General features: G+C 37.0%; 19 protein-coding genes. 3 read left to right on the top strand and 16 right to left on the bottom strand.

The window, feature by feature from the left end; genetic code table 11:
• Positions 1-5: 5 nt before the first annotated feature.
• From DQM45_RS04245 to lepA, 8 genes are all read right to left on the bottom strand, one after another.
• Positions 6-425, bottom strand: coding sequence for a cupin domain-containing protein (locus tag DQM45_RS04245; RefSeq protein WP_003085454.1), 420 nt, complete (start codon positions 423-425; stop codon positions 6-8).
• A 486-nt stretch (positions 426-911) separates the two neighbouring features.
• A complete protein-coding gene (locus DQM45_RS10175; RefSeq protein WP_003085074.1) occupies positions 912-1,136 on the bottom strand; it encodes a helix-turn-helix domain-containing protein in 225 nt (74 codons plus the stop codon).
• A gap of 96 nt (positions 1,137-1,232) precedes the next feature.
• Positions 1,233-2,087, bottom strand: coding sequence for an aldo/keto reductase (locus tag DQM45_RS04235; protein WP_003082906.1), 855 nt, complete (start codon positions 2,085-2,087; stop codon positions 1,233-1,235).
• A gap of 93 nt (positions 2,088-2,180) precedes the next feature.
• Entirely contained in the window at positions 2,181-3,356 is a 1,176-nt protein-coding gene (locus DQM45_RS04230; RefSeq protein ID WP_003084718.1) for an Mbeg1-like protein, read from the bottom strand.
• Between the two features lie 63 nt (positions 3,357-3,419).
• Entirely contained in the window at positions 3,420-3,881 is a 462-nt protein-coding gene (locus DQM45_RS04225) for a GNAT family N-acetyltransferase (protein WP_039984500.1), read from the bottom strand.
• A 19-nt stretch (positions 3,882-3,900) separates the two neighbouring features.
• A complete protein-coding gene (locus DQM45_RS04220) occupies positions 3,901-4,554 on the bottom strand; it encodes an HD domain-containing protein (protein WP_003083439.1) in 654 nt (217 codons plus the stop codon).
• Complete coding sequence (gene msrB, locus DQM45_RS04215) at positions 4,551-5,003, bottom strand: peptide-methionine (R)-S-oxide reductase MsrB (protein WP_003084458.1); 453 nt, start codon at positions 5,001-5,003, stop codon at positions 4,551-4,553. Before msrB ends, DQM45_RS04220 begins: the two co-directional genes overlap by 4 nt.
• A 157-nt stretch (positions 5,004-5,160) precedes the next feature.
• On the bottom strand, positions 5,161-6,993 hold the full coding sequence (lepA, locus tag DQM45_RS04210; protein ID WP_003082712.1) for a translation elongation factor 4: 1,833 nt from the start codon (positions 6,991-6,993) through the stop codon (positions 5,161-5,163).
• A gap of 410 nt (positions 6,994-7,403) precedes the next feature.
• Here lepA and DQM45_RS10270 point away from each other — a divergent pair, with 410 nt between their 5' ends.
• The 3 genes from DQM45_RS10270 (at position 7,404) to DQM45_RS04195 (ending at position 10,065) form a co-directional block, all read left to right on the top strand.
• Positions 7,404-7,649 (top strand): hypothetical protein, encoded by a 246-nt coding sequence (locus tag DQM45_RS10270; RefSeq protein WP_039984852.1) that lies wholly within the window; start codon positions 7,404-7,406, stop codon positions 7,647-7,649.
• Positions 7,650-7,874: 225 nt separating this feature from the next.
• Entirely contained in the window at positions 7,875-7,979 is a 105-nt protein-coding gene (locus tag DQM45_RS10210; protein ID WP_111724852.1) for a putative holin-like toxin, read from the top strand.
• 289 nt (positions 7,980-8,268) lie between these two features.
• Positions 8,269-10,065 carry a GBS Bsp-like repeat-containing protein gene (locus DQM45_RS04195; RefSeq protein WP_003084025.1) on the top strand — a complete coding sequence of 599 codons (1,797 nt, stop codon included), beginning with the start codon at positions 8,269-8,271 and terminating at the stop codon, positions 10,063-10,065.
• Positions 10,066-10,087: 22 nt separating this feature from the next.
• On the opposite strand, the gene DQM45_RS04190 is transcribed toward DQM45_RS04195, so the two are convergent.
• From DQM45_RS04190 to hemW, 8 genes are all read right to left on the bottom strand, one after another.
• Positions 10,088-10,690, bottom strand: coding sequence for a DUF3862 domain-containing protein (locus DQM45_RS04190; RefSeq protein WP_039984850.1), 603 nt, complete (start codon positions 10,688-10,690; stop codon positions 10,088-10,090).
• A gap of 504 nt (positions 10,691-11,194) precedes the next feature.
• Positions 11,195-11,635, bottom strand: a complete 441-nt coding sequence (locus DQM45_RS04185) for a GtrA family protein (RefSeq protein ID WP_039984498.1) — start codon at positions 11,633-11,635, stop codon at positions 11,195-11,197.
• Positions 11,607-11,765, bottom strand: a complete 159-nt coding sequence (locus DQM45_RS10115) for a hypothetical protein (protein WP_003085521.1) — start codon at positions 11,763-11,765, stop codon at positions 11,607-11,609. The genes DQM45_RS04185 and DQM45_RS10115 overlap by 29 nt, the downstream gene beginning before the upstream one ends.
• Positions 11,766-12,889: 1,124 nt before the next feature.
• Positions 12,890-13,324, bottom strand: a complete 435-nt coding sequence (gene ndk / locus DQM45_RS04180) for a nucleoside-diphosphate kinase (protein WP_003084785.1) — start codon at positions 13,322-13,324, stop codon at positions 12,890-12,892.
• A gap of 243 nt (positions 13,325-13,567) precedes the next feature.
• Positions 13,568-14,212, bottom strand: coding sequence for a TIGR01906 family membrane protein (locus DQM45_RS04175; RefSeq protein ID WP_003083282.1), 645 nt, complete (start codon positions 14,210-14,212; stop codon positions 13,568-13,570).
• Positions 14,212-14,976: a TIGR01457 family HAD-type hydrolase gene (locus DQM45_RS04170; protein WP_003084668.1), complete on the bottom strand. Its 765-nt coding sequence runs from the start codon at positions 14,974-14,976 to the stop codon at positions 14,212-14,214. The genes DQM45_RS04175 and DQM45_RS04170 overlap by 1 nt, the downstream gene beginning before the upstream one ends.
• 10 nt (positions 14,977-14,986) lie before the next feature.
• The gene (locus DQM45_RS04165) at positions 14,987-15,721 is read right to left on the bottom strand and encodes an acyl-ACP thioesterase domain-containing protein (protein ID WP_003082831.1); all 735 of its coding nucleotides are present in this window, start codon (positions 15,719-15,721) and stop codon (positions 14,987-14,989) included.
• Between the two features lie 10 nt (positions 15,722-15,731).
• Positions 15,732-16,862 carry a radical SAM family heme chaperone HemW gene (gene hemW, locus DQM45_RS04160; protein WP_003083387.1) on the bottom strand — a complete coding sequence of 377 codons (1,131 nt, stop codon included), beginning with the start codon at positions 16,860-16,862 and terminating at the stop codon, positions 15,732-15,734.
• Positions 16,863-16,879: the final 17 nt, after the last annotated feature.

Here is a 16,879-nt window from a genome sequence, read left to right as displayed (position 1 = left end):
TCTTTCTAGTGTTCAACACTCTGGTACTGCTGATCTGTTACTGCTTCATAAAATTCACTGGCACCTGAGGTAATAGCAATATGTGAAAACCAAGAATTTTTACTTGCACCATGCCAGTGTTTAATCCCCTTATCAGTGACCACGACATCTCCTCCTTTCAAAGCGCGTGCTTCTTTCCCTTCTTCTTGGTACCATCCTTGACCTGCTGTCACTAATAAGATTTGAAACCCATCTAGATGCACATGCCAATTATTACGACACCCCGGCTCAAAAGTTACATTGCCTATCGAAACTTTTCCATCAGGAGACTTGGCTAAGGTATTGAGAAAAGACTGACCAAGGAAAAACTCCCCCAATGGATTTTTCTCACCGATAGCAAAGAGTTCATTTTCTACTTTTTTTGCATACTTATTTCTCACTTTCATTCTTATCAAACCATTCGTGCTCACATGGAATCATCTTATTATGATAAGTTTCAATTCTATGACTAAGTCACTCTATAGTCTTTGCAAAGTACCTATGTAGCCTTCTAAACTTTCTTTTTCCTCTCGGAAAATACTGAGATATGCTTTAATAGTAAGATCACCTTGCGCCACCAACCCCAAAAGTCAGTGCTTAGTTCCTTTCGCTCGGTAATGACCATCTTCCCCAGCTCAATAACTGTTATTTCTTTCATATCGCTTACTTCATTTCTCTATATTTCATTATAAACCTTAGAGTGAACTTCAAGTCAAGAAAAAATGCTCATTTAAAATAATATTTCAGAAATTTTTAAAATAGTCTTTGTTTCTGAAACCTAGTTCCACAAACCTTATCTCTTTCTGACGATTACCACCGTTGCCACGTTGATAAATTCCCTCGATGTGAAAGACGATAGTATACAGTCCTCCACTTCTTGTTTCAATCACAGCCTAAGATGGGAATTCCTCAATAATTTTGTAACCATAGGTATATTGCTTGCCTACACCTTGAAGGAAACGATGAAGTTCCTCATTTTCGTACCATTTCATCCAAGTATAGATTTGACTATCATTTTTTATACCTAGATTTTCCATAATAACCTTGTTAGACTTGCCTGCATTCTTCATCTCAATACAAGCTAGCTTCGTTTCCCAAGAATATGCTTTTTTCCCCATAATAAAACACTCCTGTTTCTAGTTTACTAGATTTCAACAGGAGTGTTTTTCTTTTGTCCCACTATTGGGGTGCCGTGCCAAATTCTTCATTGCTTTTTATTTACCACTGAAAACTGGAAATGTAGAATATCTTCCATAATCAGTAAATTGAATCTTGTTCAGTAAAGCCATATCATGTCGGGAAATATTAAAATCAAGTTTCATATTACTTAAAAGATGCTCGGGATTTTCTGTTTTGGGTAAGGCAACCATACCAAGTTGATTAACATATTTAAGACACAAGGAAGCTGGCGAAACAGCATATTTATCTGCCAACTCTTGGACGGTCTTATCCTTCAAAACTTGTCCGTGAGCGATTGGTGAATAGGCTTCTAAAAGAATATCTTGGCTTTCACAATATTCAATTAAATCAAATGGAACATTCCCGATATGACTTAAAATCTGGTTAACCGCTGGTTTTACCTGACTATTCTCCAAAATATTTTCAATATCTGCTCTTAAAAAATTTGAGAGGCCGATGGACTTAACTTTTCCCGCCTTTTGAGCATCTTCCAAAGCTCGCCAAGCTTCTAGGTTTCCCTGATCAAAATTTTTATTTTTATCCCTCCACTCCATCCAAGGCTGTGGGCTATGGATAAGCATTAGATCAATATCGTTAAGTCCCAGTTTATTTAAGGAGTCATCAATAGATGTAGCGACGGCCTGATAGCTTTTCAGCTCAGCAGCCACTTTAGAAGTAACAAATATCTCTTCTCGGGGAAGACCAGATAAAAAGAGTCCTTTCCCGACACCGACTTCATTGCCATAAGCTTGAGCAGTGTCAATATGACGATATCCCAGTTTCAGAGCTTGTGAGACAAGGACTTCCGCCTTTTCATCACTTATCAGCCATGTTCCAACACCCAAACTTGGAATACGATTGCCATCACTCATTTTAAAAGTTTCGATCATCCTATTGCCTCCGTTCTTTCCCTTATTATAGCACTGACCCTAGGAGGCAGGTCAAGCAGAAACCGTAGGAGCAACAAAGCTCCTGTATTTCCCTTACAAAAGCTTTATTTTTGTTCCTTTTTTTAATAACTGACCCATACGGGCTTCAAGTTTTTCCGTCACTGCCCGTTTCCGATAACCAGTATAGTCATGAATAAGTTGACGGATGGACCTCAACATGATAATCTTTTTAGCCTGATCAATGGATTGCAGAGAACTAATAACGTTAAAGAAAGTAATAAAGGATTTTTCATCAAAAGAAAAAGCATTTAAGCTTGTGATTCCACTAGAAATAAGCGTGTCAAAAAAACTATCACATACCAGTTTTAAATCGTGTTTTGACAATTGCTGCGTCCAATCTTTAAAGCTTTTCTCCAAACTGAGGCTTAATTCTGTTTGACTTGGAACCGTTAGCAACTTACCCTCTAAATCGACCTGCCAATTACAAGTTTTATGTTGTAAAACACCATAAGCTGAACTTTTCACGATCTTAGGTTTGACATCACAGTAGAGCATAACTCCAACTACAGACTCTTGGGGCCTTATTAGAACTAACCGATCACGTATAGCTTTATAGGAGGCTCTCTGCAAAAGCTCCTCGGTTAACCCTGGTGAATCTAATGCATAGATTTTTTTAATTTTTTCTTGCAAACACGGCAAAAGAAAACAAGAAGCATACAGAGCTAGATTGCCCCCCTTCGAATGACCCGTCACCAAAACCTGTTGAGAAGGGTGGAGATCAATATAGGATCTAAGATAGGAGATGGCTGAGCGTTGAGCTGGTATCTCTGACATATAAGTCAGCTTGAAATCCTCTTTCCAGCCAATCAAGCTATCATCTGTCCCTCGAAAAACAATCTGAACATGACTAATACTCGCTATAGTGAAAACCATAGCAGCAAATTGTTTTTCAAATTCACTATCAACCTCATTAACGTAATGAGATAAGGTCAAATCTTGAAAACGTTGAGAAGCTTGGATTGCTTCAAACAATTCCAACCTCTCCTTCGTAATCAAATAATTATAAATGGTTTTTTGGCCATCGACAGAGGTATCTTTTTTGATGTCTTTAATTTTCACCTCAGTCTTTTCATCAATAGTAGTTGCTGCTAAATCATCAAAAGAAAGGTAACCAATTTCATTAATGGCAATAATATCCAACTCATTTAAAGGTAAACTTTTAAATGAAGTTTTAGACTGCTTGATAATATAATCCTTCAATATAGGCAATACTTCACCTTCTTTCTATCCTATCTTCTATTCTATTTAAGAGACAAGGGTTTAATTACTACTTTAGAGAATTTTTTCCATCTGAATTTGCTGAGGTGTAAAGCCTGCTTTGTCATAAAAATGATAAGCATTCTGATTGGCATGCCAAACATTTAAGGTGACATTATAAGCGCCATGATCACGACCATATTTTTCTGCAAACTGTAAAAGTTTTTGACCTATTCCTTGATGGCGAGCTTCTTGTGCAAGACACAAGTCTTCAATATACAGTGATTTCTTCGGATAGCGTACACTATTGTCCGAAACTTTAAATTCCAAAAAGAGATGACCAAGCACCTTTCCCTCTTCTTCATAAACAAAAATCGGCTTTCGAGGGTTCCCTAAAAGTTCTACCAAATCTTCCAGACTAAATTTTAGAGAGGCTGGCTTAAACAAGTCTGGCCGAACCTCATGGTGAACCTGTGAAATCTCACGTAAAAGTTTCTCAATGGCTGATAAGTCTCTTCTTTCTGCTAAACGTATCATTGCTGTCCTTTCTATATGGCTAGCGCAGCCCATCCCACTCAGCATAAAATTCTTCTAAGTATAACTCTAGAAACTGATGCCTTTGCTGGGCTAATTGACGGCCAAAATCCGTATTCATATCATCTTTGAGCAGTAACAATTTTTCATAAAAGTGCATAATAGCTGTGTCTTGACCATTGCGGTATTGCTCCACTGTTAGGTTAGTACGAGCTTGTCTTTCTGGATCGTGTATCAGTCTTCCTTTATGACCAGAATAAGCCATGCAACGCGCAATACCTATGGCACCGATGGCATCCAGTCGGTCTGCATCTTGGACAATTCTAGCTGAAAGAGATGTCAATTTTTGACCCTTGCCTGCCTTGAAAGAGATATGTCGTATAATGTATAAAATATCCGCAATCTCGTCTGCACTAAGAGCTTTAGACTGTAAAAAGTCTACAACTTCTTGGTCTGCTGCTTTTGGGTCGACATTAAGTTTCTCATCAGCCATATCATGTAACAGCGCAGCCATTTGACAAATAAAAAGATCTGCCCCTTCAATCTCAGCTATGGTTTTGGTAGTATTGACCACACGCACAATGTGCCACCAGTCATGACCACTAGTCTCGTCAGCAAGTTTTCGTTTAACCCACTCTGCTGTTTGGGCAAGAATGCTCTCTTGACTCGCCTTCATTTATTTTCTTGCTCCTCATTTGTAAAGAGATCTAGGTATTGGGCGTAGCCTTCTGCTTCCATCTGATCATAAGGAATAAAGCGGAGGGCTGCTGAATTGATGCAGTAGCGCAAACCTCCTCTTTCTTTGGGGCCATCATTAAAGACATGGCCCAGATGAGACTGAGCCTTGCGGCTACGCACCTCAACTCGATGCATGCCAAAGGAAGAATCGTTGTGATTCGTGACCAGTCTATTCTCCACTGGCTTGCTAAATGCTGGCCAACCACACCCTGACTGGTACTTATCAAGAGACGAGAACAGGACCTCTCCACTAACCACATCAACGTAAATTCCCTTTTCAAAAAAATTATCATACTTACCTGTAAAAGCTGGCTCTGTTGCTGCTTCTTGCGTCACCTGATAGGCTAGGTCACCAATGCGTTTGCGCAAAACTTCTTTTTCTTCCATGACTGATCTCCTTACTACAATTGACTTTTTTATTATTGTAACAAATTCTCTTTCTATTGCCTTCAAGAAAAACTTTCTGGAAATCTTTTTTTATTTTGTCACACTCTCGCCACCTCATACAAGCATAAAAAATAAAAACCCACTGTGCAGTGAATTTTTATTTTTTACTATCGTCATCCATTGATAGAACACTTAAGAAAGCTTCTTGTGGAACTTCTACAGATCCGATTGCTTTCATCCGTTTTTTACCAGCTTTTTGTTTTTCTAAGAGTTTACGTTTACGGGAAACATCGCCACCATAACACTTAGCCAAAACATTTTTACGTAAAGCCTTGATATCAGACCGAGCAACAATTTTTTGGCCAATAGCTGCTTGAATTGGGACTTCAAATTGTTGGCGTGGGATGATTTTCTTTAGTTTTTCAACAATTAGTTTCCCACGTTCATAGGCAAATTCTCTATGGACAATGAAACTTAGGGCATCGACTTTTTCAGCATTGAGTAAGATATCCATCTTAACCAACTGTGATTTACGATATTCGGAAATTTCATAATCAAAACTAGCATAACCTCGAGTTGATGATTTCAACTTGTCAAAGAAATCAAAAACAATTTCTGCCAGAGGAATCTGGTAAATGACATTAACGCGGTTATCATCAATATAATCCATGGTAACAAAATCACCGCGCTTCCTTTGGGCTAATTCCATAACAGCTCCGACAAAGTCCTGAGGAACCATAATTTGCGCCTTGACATAAGGCTCCTCAATACTTTCAACCTTGGTTGGGTCTGGGAACTCAGACGGGTTTGAAACTGCAATCATATCACCATCTGTGGTATTAATATGGTAAACCACGGAAGGTGCAGTCATAATCAAATCAATATTGAACTCACGTTCCAAACGCTCTTGAATGACATCCATATGAAGAAGACCCAAGAACCCACAACGAAAACCAAAACCTAAAGCTTGCGATGTTTCTGGTTCAAACTGTAAGCTAGCATCATTTAACTGCAACTTCTCCAAAGCTTCGCGGAGATCATTGTATTTGTTGGACTCTATCGGGTAGAGGCCTGCAAAAACCATTGGGTTCATTTGTTTATAGCCATGCAGAGGTTCAGCAGCAGGATTGCTGGCAAGCGTTACCGTATCACCTACACGCGTATCTGCCACTGTCTTAATAGAGGCAGCTATATAACCAACATCTCCTGTCGCTAAGAATTGCCGACCTACCGTTTTTGGTGTAAAAATACCGACTTCAGTAACATCAAAGGTTTTACCATTCGACATCAACTGAATCTTATCACCTGGTTTAACCACACCATTAATAATACGAACCTGTAGAATAACCCCACGGTAGGCATCATAAGCTGAGTCAAAGATTAAGGCCTGCAAGGAGGCATCCACATCGCCAGTCGGCGCTGGAACCTTTTCAACAATTTGTTCTAAGATTTCCTCAATTCCTATCCCAGCCTTAGCAGAAGCTAAAACTGCTTCAGAGGCGTCTAAGCCAATCACATCTTCCACTTCTTGACGTACGCGTTCTGGATCAGCAGCTGGTAAATCAATCTTATTAATAACTGGTAAAATTTCCAAATCGTTATCTAAAGCCAAATAAACATTAGCTAAGGTTTGAGCTTCAATCCCTTGCGCAGCATCAACGACCAAAACCGCCCCTTCACATGCAGCTAAAGAACGTGATACTTCATAGGTAAAATCTACGTGACCTGGGGTGTCAATTAAGTGCAAGATATAAGTTTCACCATCTTTAGCAGTATAGTTTAATTCAATAGCATTAAGCTTAATAGTTATCCCACGTTCTCTCTCAAGATCCATAGAATCCAAAAGTTGGGCTTGCATTTCCCGTGAAGAGACAGTTTCTGTCTTTTCTAAGATACGATCTGCTAAGGTCGACTTACCGTGATCAATATGAGCAATAATCGAAAAATTTCTGATTTTTGCTTGTCGCTGTTTCAATTCTTGACTATTCATTTTTTATTTCAATTCCTATACACATTTTTCATTATCCCTTATTATAGCAAAAAAGTACAAAGACTGCTATAAGAATAAAGAAGCGGATCAAAGCGAATCGAAAAAACATTAAAAATTCTTATTTTTGTGAATATTTTAACCAAATTGCTATCATTTTGTAAGCTGACTGTTATAGGAGAGAGAGAATATTTCTTAAATATTCTGATATAATTATATTTATGAAGAAACTAAACCTCAATGGAGAGAGGTTCGGTCGACTAAAAGTTATTAAGAAAACCGAAAAGAAAGCTGGCAATAATGAATTTGTTTACCTTTGCCGTTGTGATTGTGGGAAAATCATAGAATCCTATACCTCATTATTAACAAGAGGAAAAACAAAATCATGCGGATGTCTTCACCAAGATACACGCATGACTGATTTAAGCTCCTTAAACGCTAAAAAACAGCTAACTGACGGAGTAGAGTTGGACATGTTTGACAACCGACACAATAAAAATAATACTAGTGGCTATAAAGGAGTCTACAAACATGGAAAAGGCTATCTTGCCCGTATGTGTGTCAAAGGTAACCACTATCATGGACCAACACGTCAAACCAAGGAGGAAGCTTACCTAGACCGCAAGGCTTTCGAAGAAAAATTATTACCCAAAAGCTAAGTAAGACAGTTTTATAAACCCTAACCATCTGTTAGACGCTGGCTTTCACGTTGTTCAAATTAAATATCCCATACAACTTGATACACTTATTTTAGGAGTAATGTATTGGTTTTTAAGCAATTTATGGATATAACAAAGAAATAGAATGTTTATGATGTTGATCTGATTGTAGACAGTGGATAGCGATTATGTATATACTTTTGAAAACTATGAGAAAGTAAAAACTTGTTGTTGACATACAAGGCATTATACCTAATGCACAGTTTTGGTGGATTTATCTTAAGTTTGATTGGTGTAATAATTGCTATTGTAAACTTAAGCAAAAAATAACTGCAAACTTTATCCAGTTCGGTTATTTTTAATATAAATAATCAGTCACCTTCTTAAATGGTTTACTCAAGCAGTTGCTCCCAGCAACTGCTTTTTGTATTTTTTAGGTAACTTTTACACTATCATACTGCCAGAGTCAGTTTTTATCCATTATTTGAGGCAACTTGCGCAGGATAAAATGCACAATTGTGTCATATCAAAAAACTTCCTCTAAAAAATTTTTTTCCAATTGACTCCTAATAACAAAACAATTAAAATTAATTTGAAAAAAATTAAAGGAGAATGTGTTATGTCTAAACACAAAGCTTATTTGACAACTGCTGTCCTACTTACTTCTTTATTATTAAATAATAGTATTATTAATGCAGATAGCACCGATAATGCTAATTCAGGAACACCACCTACTTCTTCAATACAGACGCCTCCTAGTAGCTCTGTAAAGTATAGTTCCAGTTCAGCTACATCAGATACTACAACTCCTCAAGCATTAACTAACATCACTCCAACAATCAATAATTATGATCCTCACTCAGATACTTTCACTGTTGATGCAAAAGGCGATTCTACCACCAAAACAATAAAAGGTTTCAGAGTTGCTATTTGGTCTGAGGAAAACGGTAACGATGACCTAAAATGGTTTACCGTTGACGGAATAACTAATAACTCAGCACAAGTAAAATTTAATGTTAAAGATTTCAACTACAAGCCAGGTAATTATATTATCCATGCGTATATTGACTACACTGACGGAACTACTTCAGGCACTAACTTCGGAACTCGAAATATAGCTGTTTACAATCCAACAATAACATCTGATATTAATAATATTATGGTAAGGGCCAATCGAGCTATCCCTGCTGGTGTTGAAGGGAAAGTTGCTATTTGGTCCAAAGCAAATGACCAAGATGATCTAAAATGGTACACGATAAAACCGGACGGAACATTAGATATTCCATTATCTGAATTAAAGGGTGGCATGGGGGAGTATAATGTGCATGTCTATTTTAACCAAGATAATAAAAAGGTTTATGGTTTAGCATCAACTGTAACCATTAATCCTGTCCCTCAATCTTTCTCTATTACTAAAAAAGATAGTTTAACTTATGATGTTATATTATCTAATGTTCCAAGTTACTACAAAGATATTAATATCCCTGTTTGGTCAGAAGCTGATGGGCAAGATGATCTTGTATGGACGGCTGCAACTAAAATATCAAGTAATCAGTACAAAATAACCATTAACTTAAGAGATCATAAATATAACCTTGGTAAATACAATGTGGGTTCTTATGCCACAAATATCATGACTGGAAAAACAAATCAAGGCCTTACTTCTACTACCTTTGAAACAGATAAAACATTTGTTGGAATAGACAACTACAATGGTGCTAACGGGAAATTTGATGTTGTTGCAAGTCCTGTTGATAATGAAAAAGCAGTTAAAGGTATAAGAGTCGCTGTTTGGTCACAAGCAATGCAAGAGAATTTATTTTGGTATCAAGTAAATGAAAAATCAGCTAATGGTCTCTTTACTGCTCACGTTGATGTGAAAAATCATAAAAATATAGCCGGAACATATCATGTTGCGGTATATGTGGATCATACAGACGGAAGTACAACTGGCTATAATCTTCCAGAACAACAATTATCTTCAGTTAAACTAGGGGTCAATTATTCAGGAGTTAATTCTTATACTTTCCCTGAACAATATCGAGGACTTCTTGCAAACCCTCTTCCTAATAGTCAAACATATCCTGGTAATGCCTATGCACCTGGTCAATGTACTTGGTATGTTTACAATAGATTTGCTCAATTAGGTATTAATATCTATGCTTATTTAGGAGACGCTAACCAATGGCCTAGTAATGCTCTAATTCAACACTACGGTGTTGGCAAGACTCCTAGAGTTGGAGCTGCAGTTATTTTCCCTAATGATGGGAATGGCTATGGTCACGTAGGATTTGTAGAACACGTGAATGCTGATGGAAGCTTCTTGCTCTCAGAATCTAACTACAACAAGGTACTTTATCAAGTGCATTGGAGAGAAAGCTGGGTAACAAGCGATTTAATCTTCATCTATCCATAATAAAAAGGGCTTATTGCCCTTTTTATTTTATTCCTACTTGATTTTTTTGAGTAAGTTTTCCGTCTGTAAAATTTAGAGTCATATTTGCTTTATCATTCTCTCCCTTGATATTGGAATACCATACACCAGTAGTTAGTTCATTTCCATTCATGACCGTGGTTGCTAATTCATCAGGTTGACCATATTTATCAGTAACAATTTCATAACTTGTATTTGTTTTTATAGCATCAAAATCATCAAGACTAATAACTTTGTCTCTCTTATATAAAAAACCAGTAATTGTCTTACTGACAACTTTATTATTCATAAAGCCAACGTCAATCCTTACTTTGCCAGTCTTCCAAATCAGAGTTTCTACTGTATCATTTTTTGTTACGGATGTCTCTTTACCTAATAATTTGACAACTTCATCTTTAGAGCTGCCAGCTTTACCGTCCTTGTTAAAATCACCTACTTTAACATTTGTTAAAGAGTTTTTCATTTTTTCATCTTTAGTCATTTTATTCGCCGATTTTTTAACAATTTTACTAGTAGATACGTTACCTTTCGAGGCATCTGTAGAAGAGCAAGAAACTAATGTTAGCGAGCTAATGATTAATAAACCATATAATAAGTTTTTCTTCATAGGCATGGAACCCCTTTCTTAAGCTATTTTTTATTATATCACAGATAATTTAACTTGTTTGTTAATAAAAGTAAAAATACCTAAAAAGAATCACGCGTGTGATTCTTTTTTATACTTTACTCTAAGCAAATAATATTATTGAAAATCTTCAATTAATCTCTCCATTAACTCAGAAAGTAATTTGATAGTCTCTTTCCTAGGTTTTGCCCGTCGTTTCCTAAATTGACTAACTGCTGATACCGATATCTTAAACTTTTGTAAACTCTTCTCGCCTCAAACTCAAACTGTATCGAGGTGCTGAAAAAATAGTTTTCTGTATTGTTAATACGCAACCCTTTATTTGAACGATTACCTTCTAAATAGTTCACAATAGTCTCTCCGTGGACAATCCTTATGGAGGAATTGTATTTTTCAAAAGCATCTTTGAATGACGAATAAGCAGTTCTATAACAACGGCCCTTGGTCTCTTTGGGTCTAGATTTTTAAACTATGATTTTATCCCATTCACAAAGGACCCCTATCTCTAAACACAAATAATTTACTTAATACATAGTTCAATACAATAATTAATACTTGTCCGAACAGTGTCTCAATCGTGTTAATCATCTGAATATCATTTTTTACAAATTGGCCGATAATATGAGGAAACTTCTCTACCAATAGATATGCCAAAGCTACGTCTATAAGTAAGGTAAGTAATCTAGCAGCAAAGAACTTTATCAGACGTTTAAACCAACCCTCTCGTGCCTGTTTAAAGACAACAATATCATTCGTCACAAAGGCAAAAAGAATGGATATGATACTTGCTAAGGTAGCTGATAGACTTGCCAGCGTGGTTAGGTTAAATATAATCATGCGCATAACCACATAGACTAATGTGGTCATCACACCAAAAATCAAATATGATATAACTTCATTATTTAAAAACTTCTTTATCATTTTCATAACGACTATTTTTCTTTCTAGGCAGCTTACCCGAATTTTTAGAGATATTAACATTAGGATTTTCTTCTATTTGCTCTGTAGCTTTCTCGTCTTGTTCATACTGGATGGCTAACTCAAATATTTTGGGCAATATTTCATCTACTTGTTTAATTCTTCCAATATGAATCAGGACTTATAGAATCAAGATTATTAATAAACAGATTATTAGACATCATTAGTAAACACTTTTAAGCAATTGTTTTTTCTAATTGAGCTGAGATAAATCGTTTAGTTCCCTGTTGAATTCTGCTGTTATCATTATAAAATACGATGTCATCTTTGACAATATTTGTCGTACTATCTTTAGTTAAATTTCCTCATAGCTTACTTGTGTAGAAGTCGCAGTCTAATTTGTTTTCAATTACCTAAGATGATTTCGTGACTTTTTAGAACGTGGACGACAGAGCCACCCCTTATTAAAACAATCCCTGATTCTAGTTTACTAGACTTCCTTTTTGATATACAAAACTAGTCAAAATTTTAAAATTGCAATCAGAACAGTAAATATCTTAGTAATAGTCAAAACTATAAATAGACTTCCATTCATTATACACCATAATAGCAGCAGCTATAAAGACATAAATAAACATTGTAAAAAAGGAAGCAAACTAAAGGGTTAAAACTATTTCAGTATATGTCTTTTCTTTAGTATCAACCACTCTACAACTGAAAATAGCAATTCCATAAATAAGGAAAAGTAGCGAAAAGAACTAAAACAGAAACCTAGAAGTTTCATTCCTACGCTTTATGCAAACCTCATTAAGTTCATATAAGTTAGGTTTAACTAATTCAAATTTGACATTATTATAATACTTTTCATGTTGCTAATGCTATCTTTTCAATTAAATGGGTATTTGTATTTACAAAGCCATAAAAAAAGAAAATAGCACTGATAAGAAGAGGTAACAAAAACCTGGTGCAGATACTAGTGCTACGGTTTTGTAGTAATAACCGGGACGAGGAATATTCCGTCAACGACTCATAGATAGAAGACTGTATATACCCTTGTTAGCAGTATTACCTCCCTTTTTGGTCATACTTTTACCCCTTTTGCTCTGCAATTGGCTTAAACACCTTTATTGTATCGCATCTGAAATATTTTGGTGTCCCCACTGATAGGCACCTGCTTATACGAATGGTTAATTGTCTTACACCTTCGATGTGAAATGGTCTAAAAACATACAAAGCAAAAAACGATAGAGTCCATCTATCGTTTTATTTGCTGTCTTCAGTTGCTCCACCAAACCAAAGTTCTATCTCCCGAAAAGCAGAATCTTGCGAATCAGAACCGTGAACACAATTCATCATAGGACCATTAGCTTCCGGAGTCTGAGCGAAATCTCCACGAATGGTTCCTGGTAAGGCATCTTTGGGATTGGTTTCTCCCATCATCGCACGCCATGATGCTATAACATCACTGCCTGAAAGTATTCCAATTAAAAGAGGACCACTCGTCATGTAGTCAAGTAAAGAAGGATAAAAAGCTTTACCCCTTAGATGCTGATAATGACTATCCAAAAGCTCACGACTTGGTTTTATCATCTGCAGTCGCTCTAGTCTAAATCCTCGCCTCTCAATACGTGATAAAATCTGACCAACTAGACCACGTTGAACACCGTCAGGTTTTATCATAAAAAATGTTTTCTCCATTAACAGTCTCCTCTTATTTTTTCTCATTATAGCAAAAATGTAAGGGTTTGCATACAAAAAGAATAAAATCATCATTAATGGTAATAACAAAACACTTTTATTGGAATTATTCAAAATAACATAGCAACAAGTTAAAATAAGGTTATCCGTAAACAACTTGTAAAAGTGCGCACCGATTCGGTGCTTTTTTGTTTTGCCCCAAATTTAACAGTTTTCTCTTATATATACATAAAAACAAGCACTTCAAAGTGCTTGTTTTCTATTTTTAGGTCTCCTTCTTCGACTTAACCAGTAAAGGCCTAGTAGGAGTACTTCATAGATAGTAAGAAAGAGGATGAAGCAATGCATGAAAAACTTTTCGGGCAGAATCCAAATAATAGGGTCTGTTAAGGGGTCAAATACCCAGTTATCCTTGCCTGCAAAGAGGAGTTTATGGAAGAAAACAAAAAATTGATCAAAACCAAAAAGGACTGCCATAATAGCAATAGCAAAGGGAAGTAAGATCGCCATTAGCAGATACTGACGAAAGAGCCATAGGCTTTTGTGTTTAATGGTTTGACTAAGAAATAGCAAAGCAGGAATACTGGTAATGAGAAACAGAGCTTGTGCTATTTGAAATAGTCCTTTGACATCAGCAAAATGGGCTAGGCCGGCTTTTGAGGCTGTGAAACTAGCAAAATGCAATTCTCTGACCAAAGGGTTGGTCAGGTATTGCATTAATCCATTAAAGTTGTAAAGAATTGACTTTTTTGTCATATAGACTGTTTGACTAATCTTTAAGTAATCCACTTCTAGTGGATAAGCTAGCCAAGCTAGGTAAATCGTTACTAAAACAGAAACTGACAATAGCCATATAAAAGTGCTTACTAAACTAAATTTTTCTTTCATCAAACCTCCCATTCATCTAAGCTAGCAACAACATGATTAGGTTGAATAGCCAAGCTTGCCACTTCTTCAGGCTTCGTAAAGCCAGTTGTCACTAATAAGGTTGCAATATCATTTTGAATACCAGCCATTATATCTGTTAAATAATTATCTCCTACCATGAGAGCTTCTGAACGCTCAACTCCTAAAATAGCTAAGGCTTTGTTCATAATAATAGCATTGGGTTTCCCGATAAAGACTGGTTTAACACGGGTTGCTGCTTCTAACAGTGCAACTAGAGAGCCGGCTCCCGGCATCAGTCCTCTTTCGGTTGGAATATTCAAGTCAGGATTAGTTCCAATAAAGAGGGCACCTTTAGCAATAGCTAAGGTCGCCGTTGCCAGCATATCATAGGTCACTTGTGAATCTAATCCAACGACAACATAGGCTGGATTTTCTGTATCTTCTTGATAACCAGCCTCTGTAATGGCCGTTTTCAGACCTGCTTCACCAATGACATAAGCTGTCTTGCCACGCTTCATGTCATCCATATAGTCGACAGTCGCCATCGTAGCTGTATAAATCGACTCTAAACTCGTCTCAACATGAAACTGTTCCGAAAGCATAGATTGAACCGTCTCTGGTCTTCTAGTTGTGTTATTGGTGACGAGTAAATAGGGAATCCCCTTTTGCTGCAAACGTTTAATAAAGTCTTCCCCAGCTGGAATTCTTTCCTTTCCTTTGTAGATAGTTCCATCTAAGTCGATTAAATAGCCTTTATAGCTCACTTTTTCCTCCTTATTTTTCAATCTTTTGCCATTCGATAATAGCTTGCGCATTTACTTGACCATCTGAGATGATCTCATGTCGTGTGGTTAAATCCTCTTTCACATAGAGTGACCTAATCTGGCCACCTGGTGCCACTTCTTTGATATATTTGAGACGCAGGCTGACAGGATTATGATGTCTGAGAAAGTCATAACCCAAACTATCATAGATCCAATCCAGATATTTACTATTATTGACATGCCCATTCATGTCAATATCAAAATAACGGACATGATAGTCTTTGGACTGGGGATTTTCTAGAGGTTGTGCTTTAAAAGCCCGCCTGATTTTCTTGACAAAATCTGTTTGATAAGGAGCAACTACTTCTTCAGGAATAGGGGCTACCTTACGGGTCTCTGGGTCCATCAAAGCAAAGTAGGTCAAAATATCAACAAGCTGATTGCCCTCTTGGTCATAGATATCAAACTGACGGTAACAGAATAATTTGTTATAGGAAAGGGCTTCTGTTTGAATGGTAATCGTTTCATTAAAAAGGGGCAAGCGCCTAATCTTAACTTCGTAATCAGTGATAATCCAAACCAGTTTAAACTGTTCTAATAGATAAGCGTCACTACGGCCTAAAGCCTGTGATTGGCGGCCTGAAACCGTCAAACAATAGGCTAGTAATAAAGGTAGTATGGCATCATGCTTGACATCACATAAGTCAAAGGGCATGGTAAAGCTTTCTTTGTAGGGTAATCCCATGTTAATTCTCCTATTTCAAGATAAATTTTTCTGCTACTGAGTCTCCTAAGAAGAGGCCTCGTTTGGTCATACGCACTCTTTGCGGGTCATCAACTAATAAACCTTGTGCTACCAGTTCCTCAACTATCTGACCATACCTTTCTTTAAAAGAGTGGGGGAATTTAGCTTCAAATTGAGCAATGGAGACACCTGATTTCTTCCGTAAACCCAAAAAAAGTTCTTCTTCCATCATCTCCTCAAGGGTCAATACTTCCTCTGTCAAACGGGCATTACCTTCTTGAACGGCCTTTAGATAGTGTTGGATAGGTACTCTATTACGGTACCTAATCCCGTCTAGATAACCAGAGGCACCTGCCCCACAACCATAGTAGTGGTCATTATTCCAGTACATGAGATTATGCTGACTATAGTAACCTGGTTTGCCAAAATTAGAAATTTCATAGTGTTCAAAACCATGAGCTTCCATCTCTTGGATAATGTACTCAAACATTTCAGCCTCTAGGTCCTCAGTTGGTAGGTTTAGTTTGCCACGTCGCATCTTGTTCATAAAAACAGTATGATGCTCTAAAATCAAGCTATATAAGCTTAAATGGGGGATATCTAGAGCAAGCGCCTTAGCCACATTTTCTTTGACTTGCTCAAGCGTTTGCCCAGGCAAGGCATAAATCAGGTCAATAGAAATATTACTGAAGCCAGCTGCTTTTAGACTGTCAATAGTTTCATAAATCTGTGCTTCATTATGGCTTCGGCCAATCTGTTTGAGATGCTTATCATTGAAGGTCTGAACCCCTAGGGATACGCGGTTGACGGCTGATGCTTGCAAAACGGCAATTTTCTCGGCATCAAGGTCGCCTGGATTAGCTTCAATGGTGAATTCTTCCAAGCTGGCTACATCAAGATCACGCGTCAATTCTGTCAAGAGATAATCCAGTTGCTGAGCATTAATAGCTGTCGGTGTTCCTCCACCTATATAAAGGGTTTTTAGCTGGCTGATTTCATAGGAGCGAAACTCAGCAATAAGAGCCTGCAGATAGGCATCAACAGGCTGATTTTTAATAAAGACTTTGGAAAAGTCACAATAATAACAGATTTGCGTACAAAAAGGAATATGCACATAAGCCGAACTTGGTTTTTTCTTCATAGCATTATTATACCACT

It is taken from the genome of Streptococcus porcinus (genome assembly GCF_900475415.1).
GTDB classification, from domain to species: domain Bacteria; phylum Bacillota; class Bacilli; order Lactobacillales; family Streptococcaceae; genus Streptococcus; species Streptococcus porcinus.
This window is presented reverse-complemented; position numbering and strand designations above follow the sequence as displayed.

Bases quoted from the DNA above. Each gene is read 5' to 3' on its own strand.
- DQM45_RS04245 (WP_003085454.1), bottom strand. From the start codon at position 425: ATGAAAGTGAGAAATAAGTATGCAAAAAAAGTAGAAAATGAACTCTTT.
- DQM45_RS10175 (WP_003085074.1), bottom strand. From the start codon at position 1,136: ATGGGGAAAAAAGCATATTCTTGGGAAACGAAGCTAGCTTGTATTGAG.
- DQM45_RS04235 (WP_003082906.1), bottom strand. From the start codon at position 2,087: ATGATCGAAACTTTTAAAATGAGTGATGGCAATCGTATTCCAAGTTTG.
- DQM45_RS04225 (WP_039984500.1), bottom strand. From the start codon at position 3,881: ATGATACGTTTAGCAGAAAGAAGAGACTTATCAGCCATTGAGAAACTT.
- DQM45_RS04220 (WP_003083439.1), bottom strand. From the start codon at position 4,554: ATGAAGGCGAGTCAAGAGAGCATTCTTGCCCAAACAGCAGAGTGGGTT.
- msrB (WP_003084458.1), bottom strand. From the start codon at position 5,003: ATGGAAGAAAAAGAAGTTTTGCGCAAACGCATTGGTGACCTAGCCTAT.
- lepA (WP_003082712.1), bottom strand. From the start codon at position 6,993: ATGAATAGTCAAGAATTGAAACAGCGACAAGCAAAAATCAGAAATTTT.
- DQM45_RS10270 (WP_039984852.1), top strand. From the start codon at position 7,404: ATGACTGATTTAAGCTCCTTAAACGCTAAAAAACAGCTAACTGACGGA.
- DQM45_RS04195 (WP_003084025.1), top strand. From the start codon at position 8,269: ATGTCTAAACACAAAGCTTATTTGACAACTGCTGTCCTACTTACTTCT.
- DQM45_RS04190 (WP_039984850.1), bottom strand. From the start codon at position 10,690: ATGAAGAAAAACTTATTATATGGTTTATTAATCATTAGCTCGCTAACA.
- DQM45_RS04185 (WP_039984498.1), bottom strand. From the start codon at position 11,635: ATGAAAATGATAAAGAAGTTTTTAAATAATGAAGTTATATCATATTTG.
- ndk (WP_003084785.1), bottom strand. From the start codon at position 13,324: ATGGAGAAAACATTTTTTATGATAAAACCTGACGGTGTTCAACGTGGT.
- DQM45_RS04175 (WP_003083282.1), bottom strand. From the start codon at position 14,212: ATGAAAGAAAAATTTAGTTTAGTAAGCACTTTTATATGGCTATTGTCA.
- DQM45_RS04165 (WP_003082831.1), bottom strand. From the start codon at position 15,721: ATGGGATTACCCTACAAAGAAAGCTTTACCATGCCCTTTGACTTATGT.
- hemW (WP_003083387.1), bottom strand. From the start codon at position 16,862: ATGAAGAAAAAACCAAGTTCGGCTTATGTGCATATTCCTTTTTGTACG.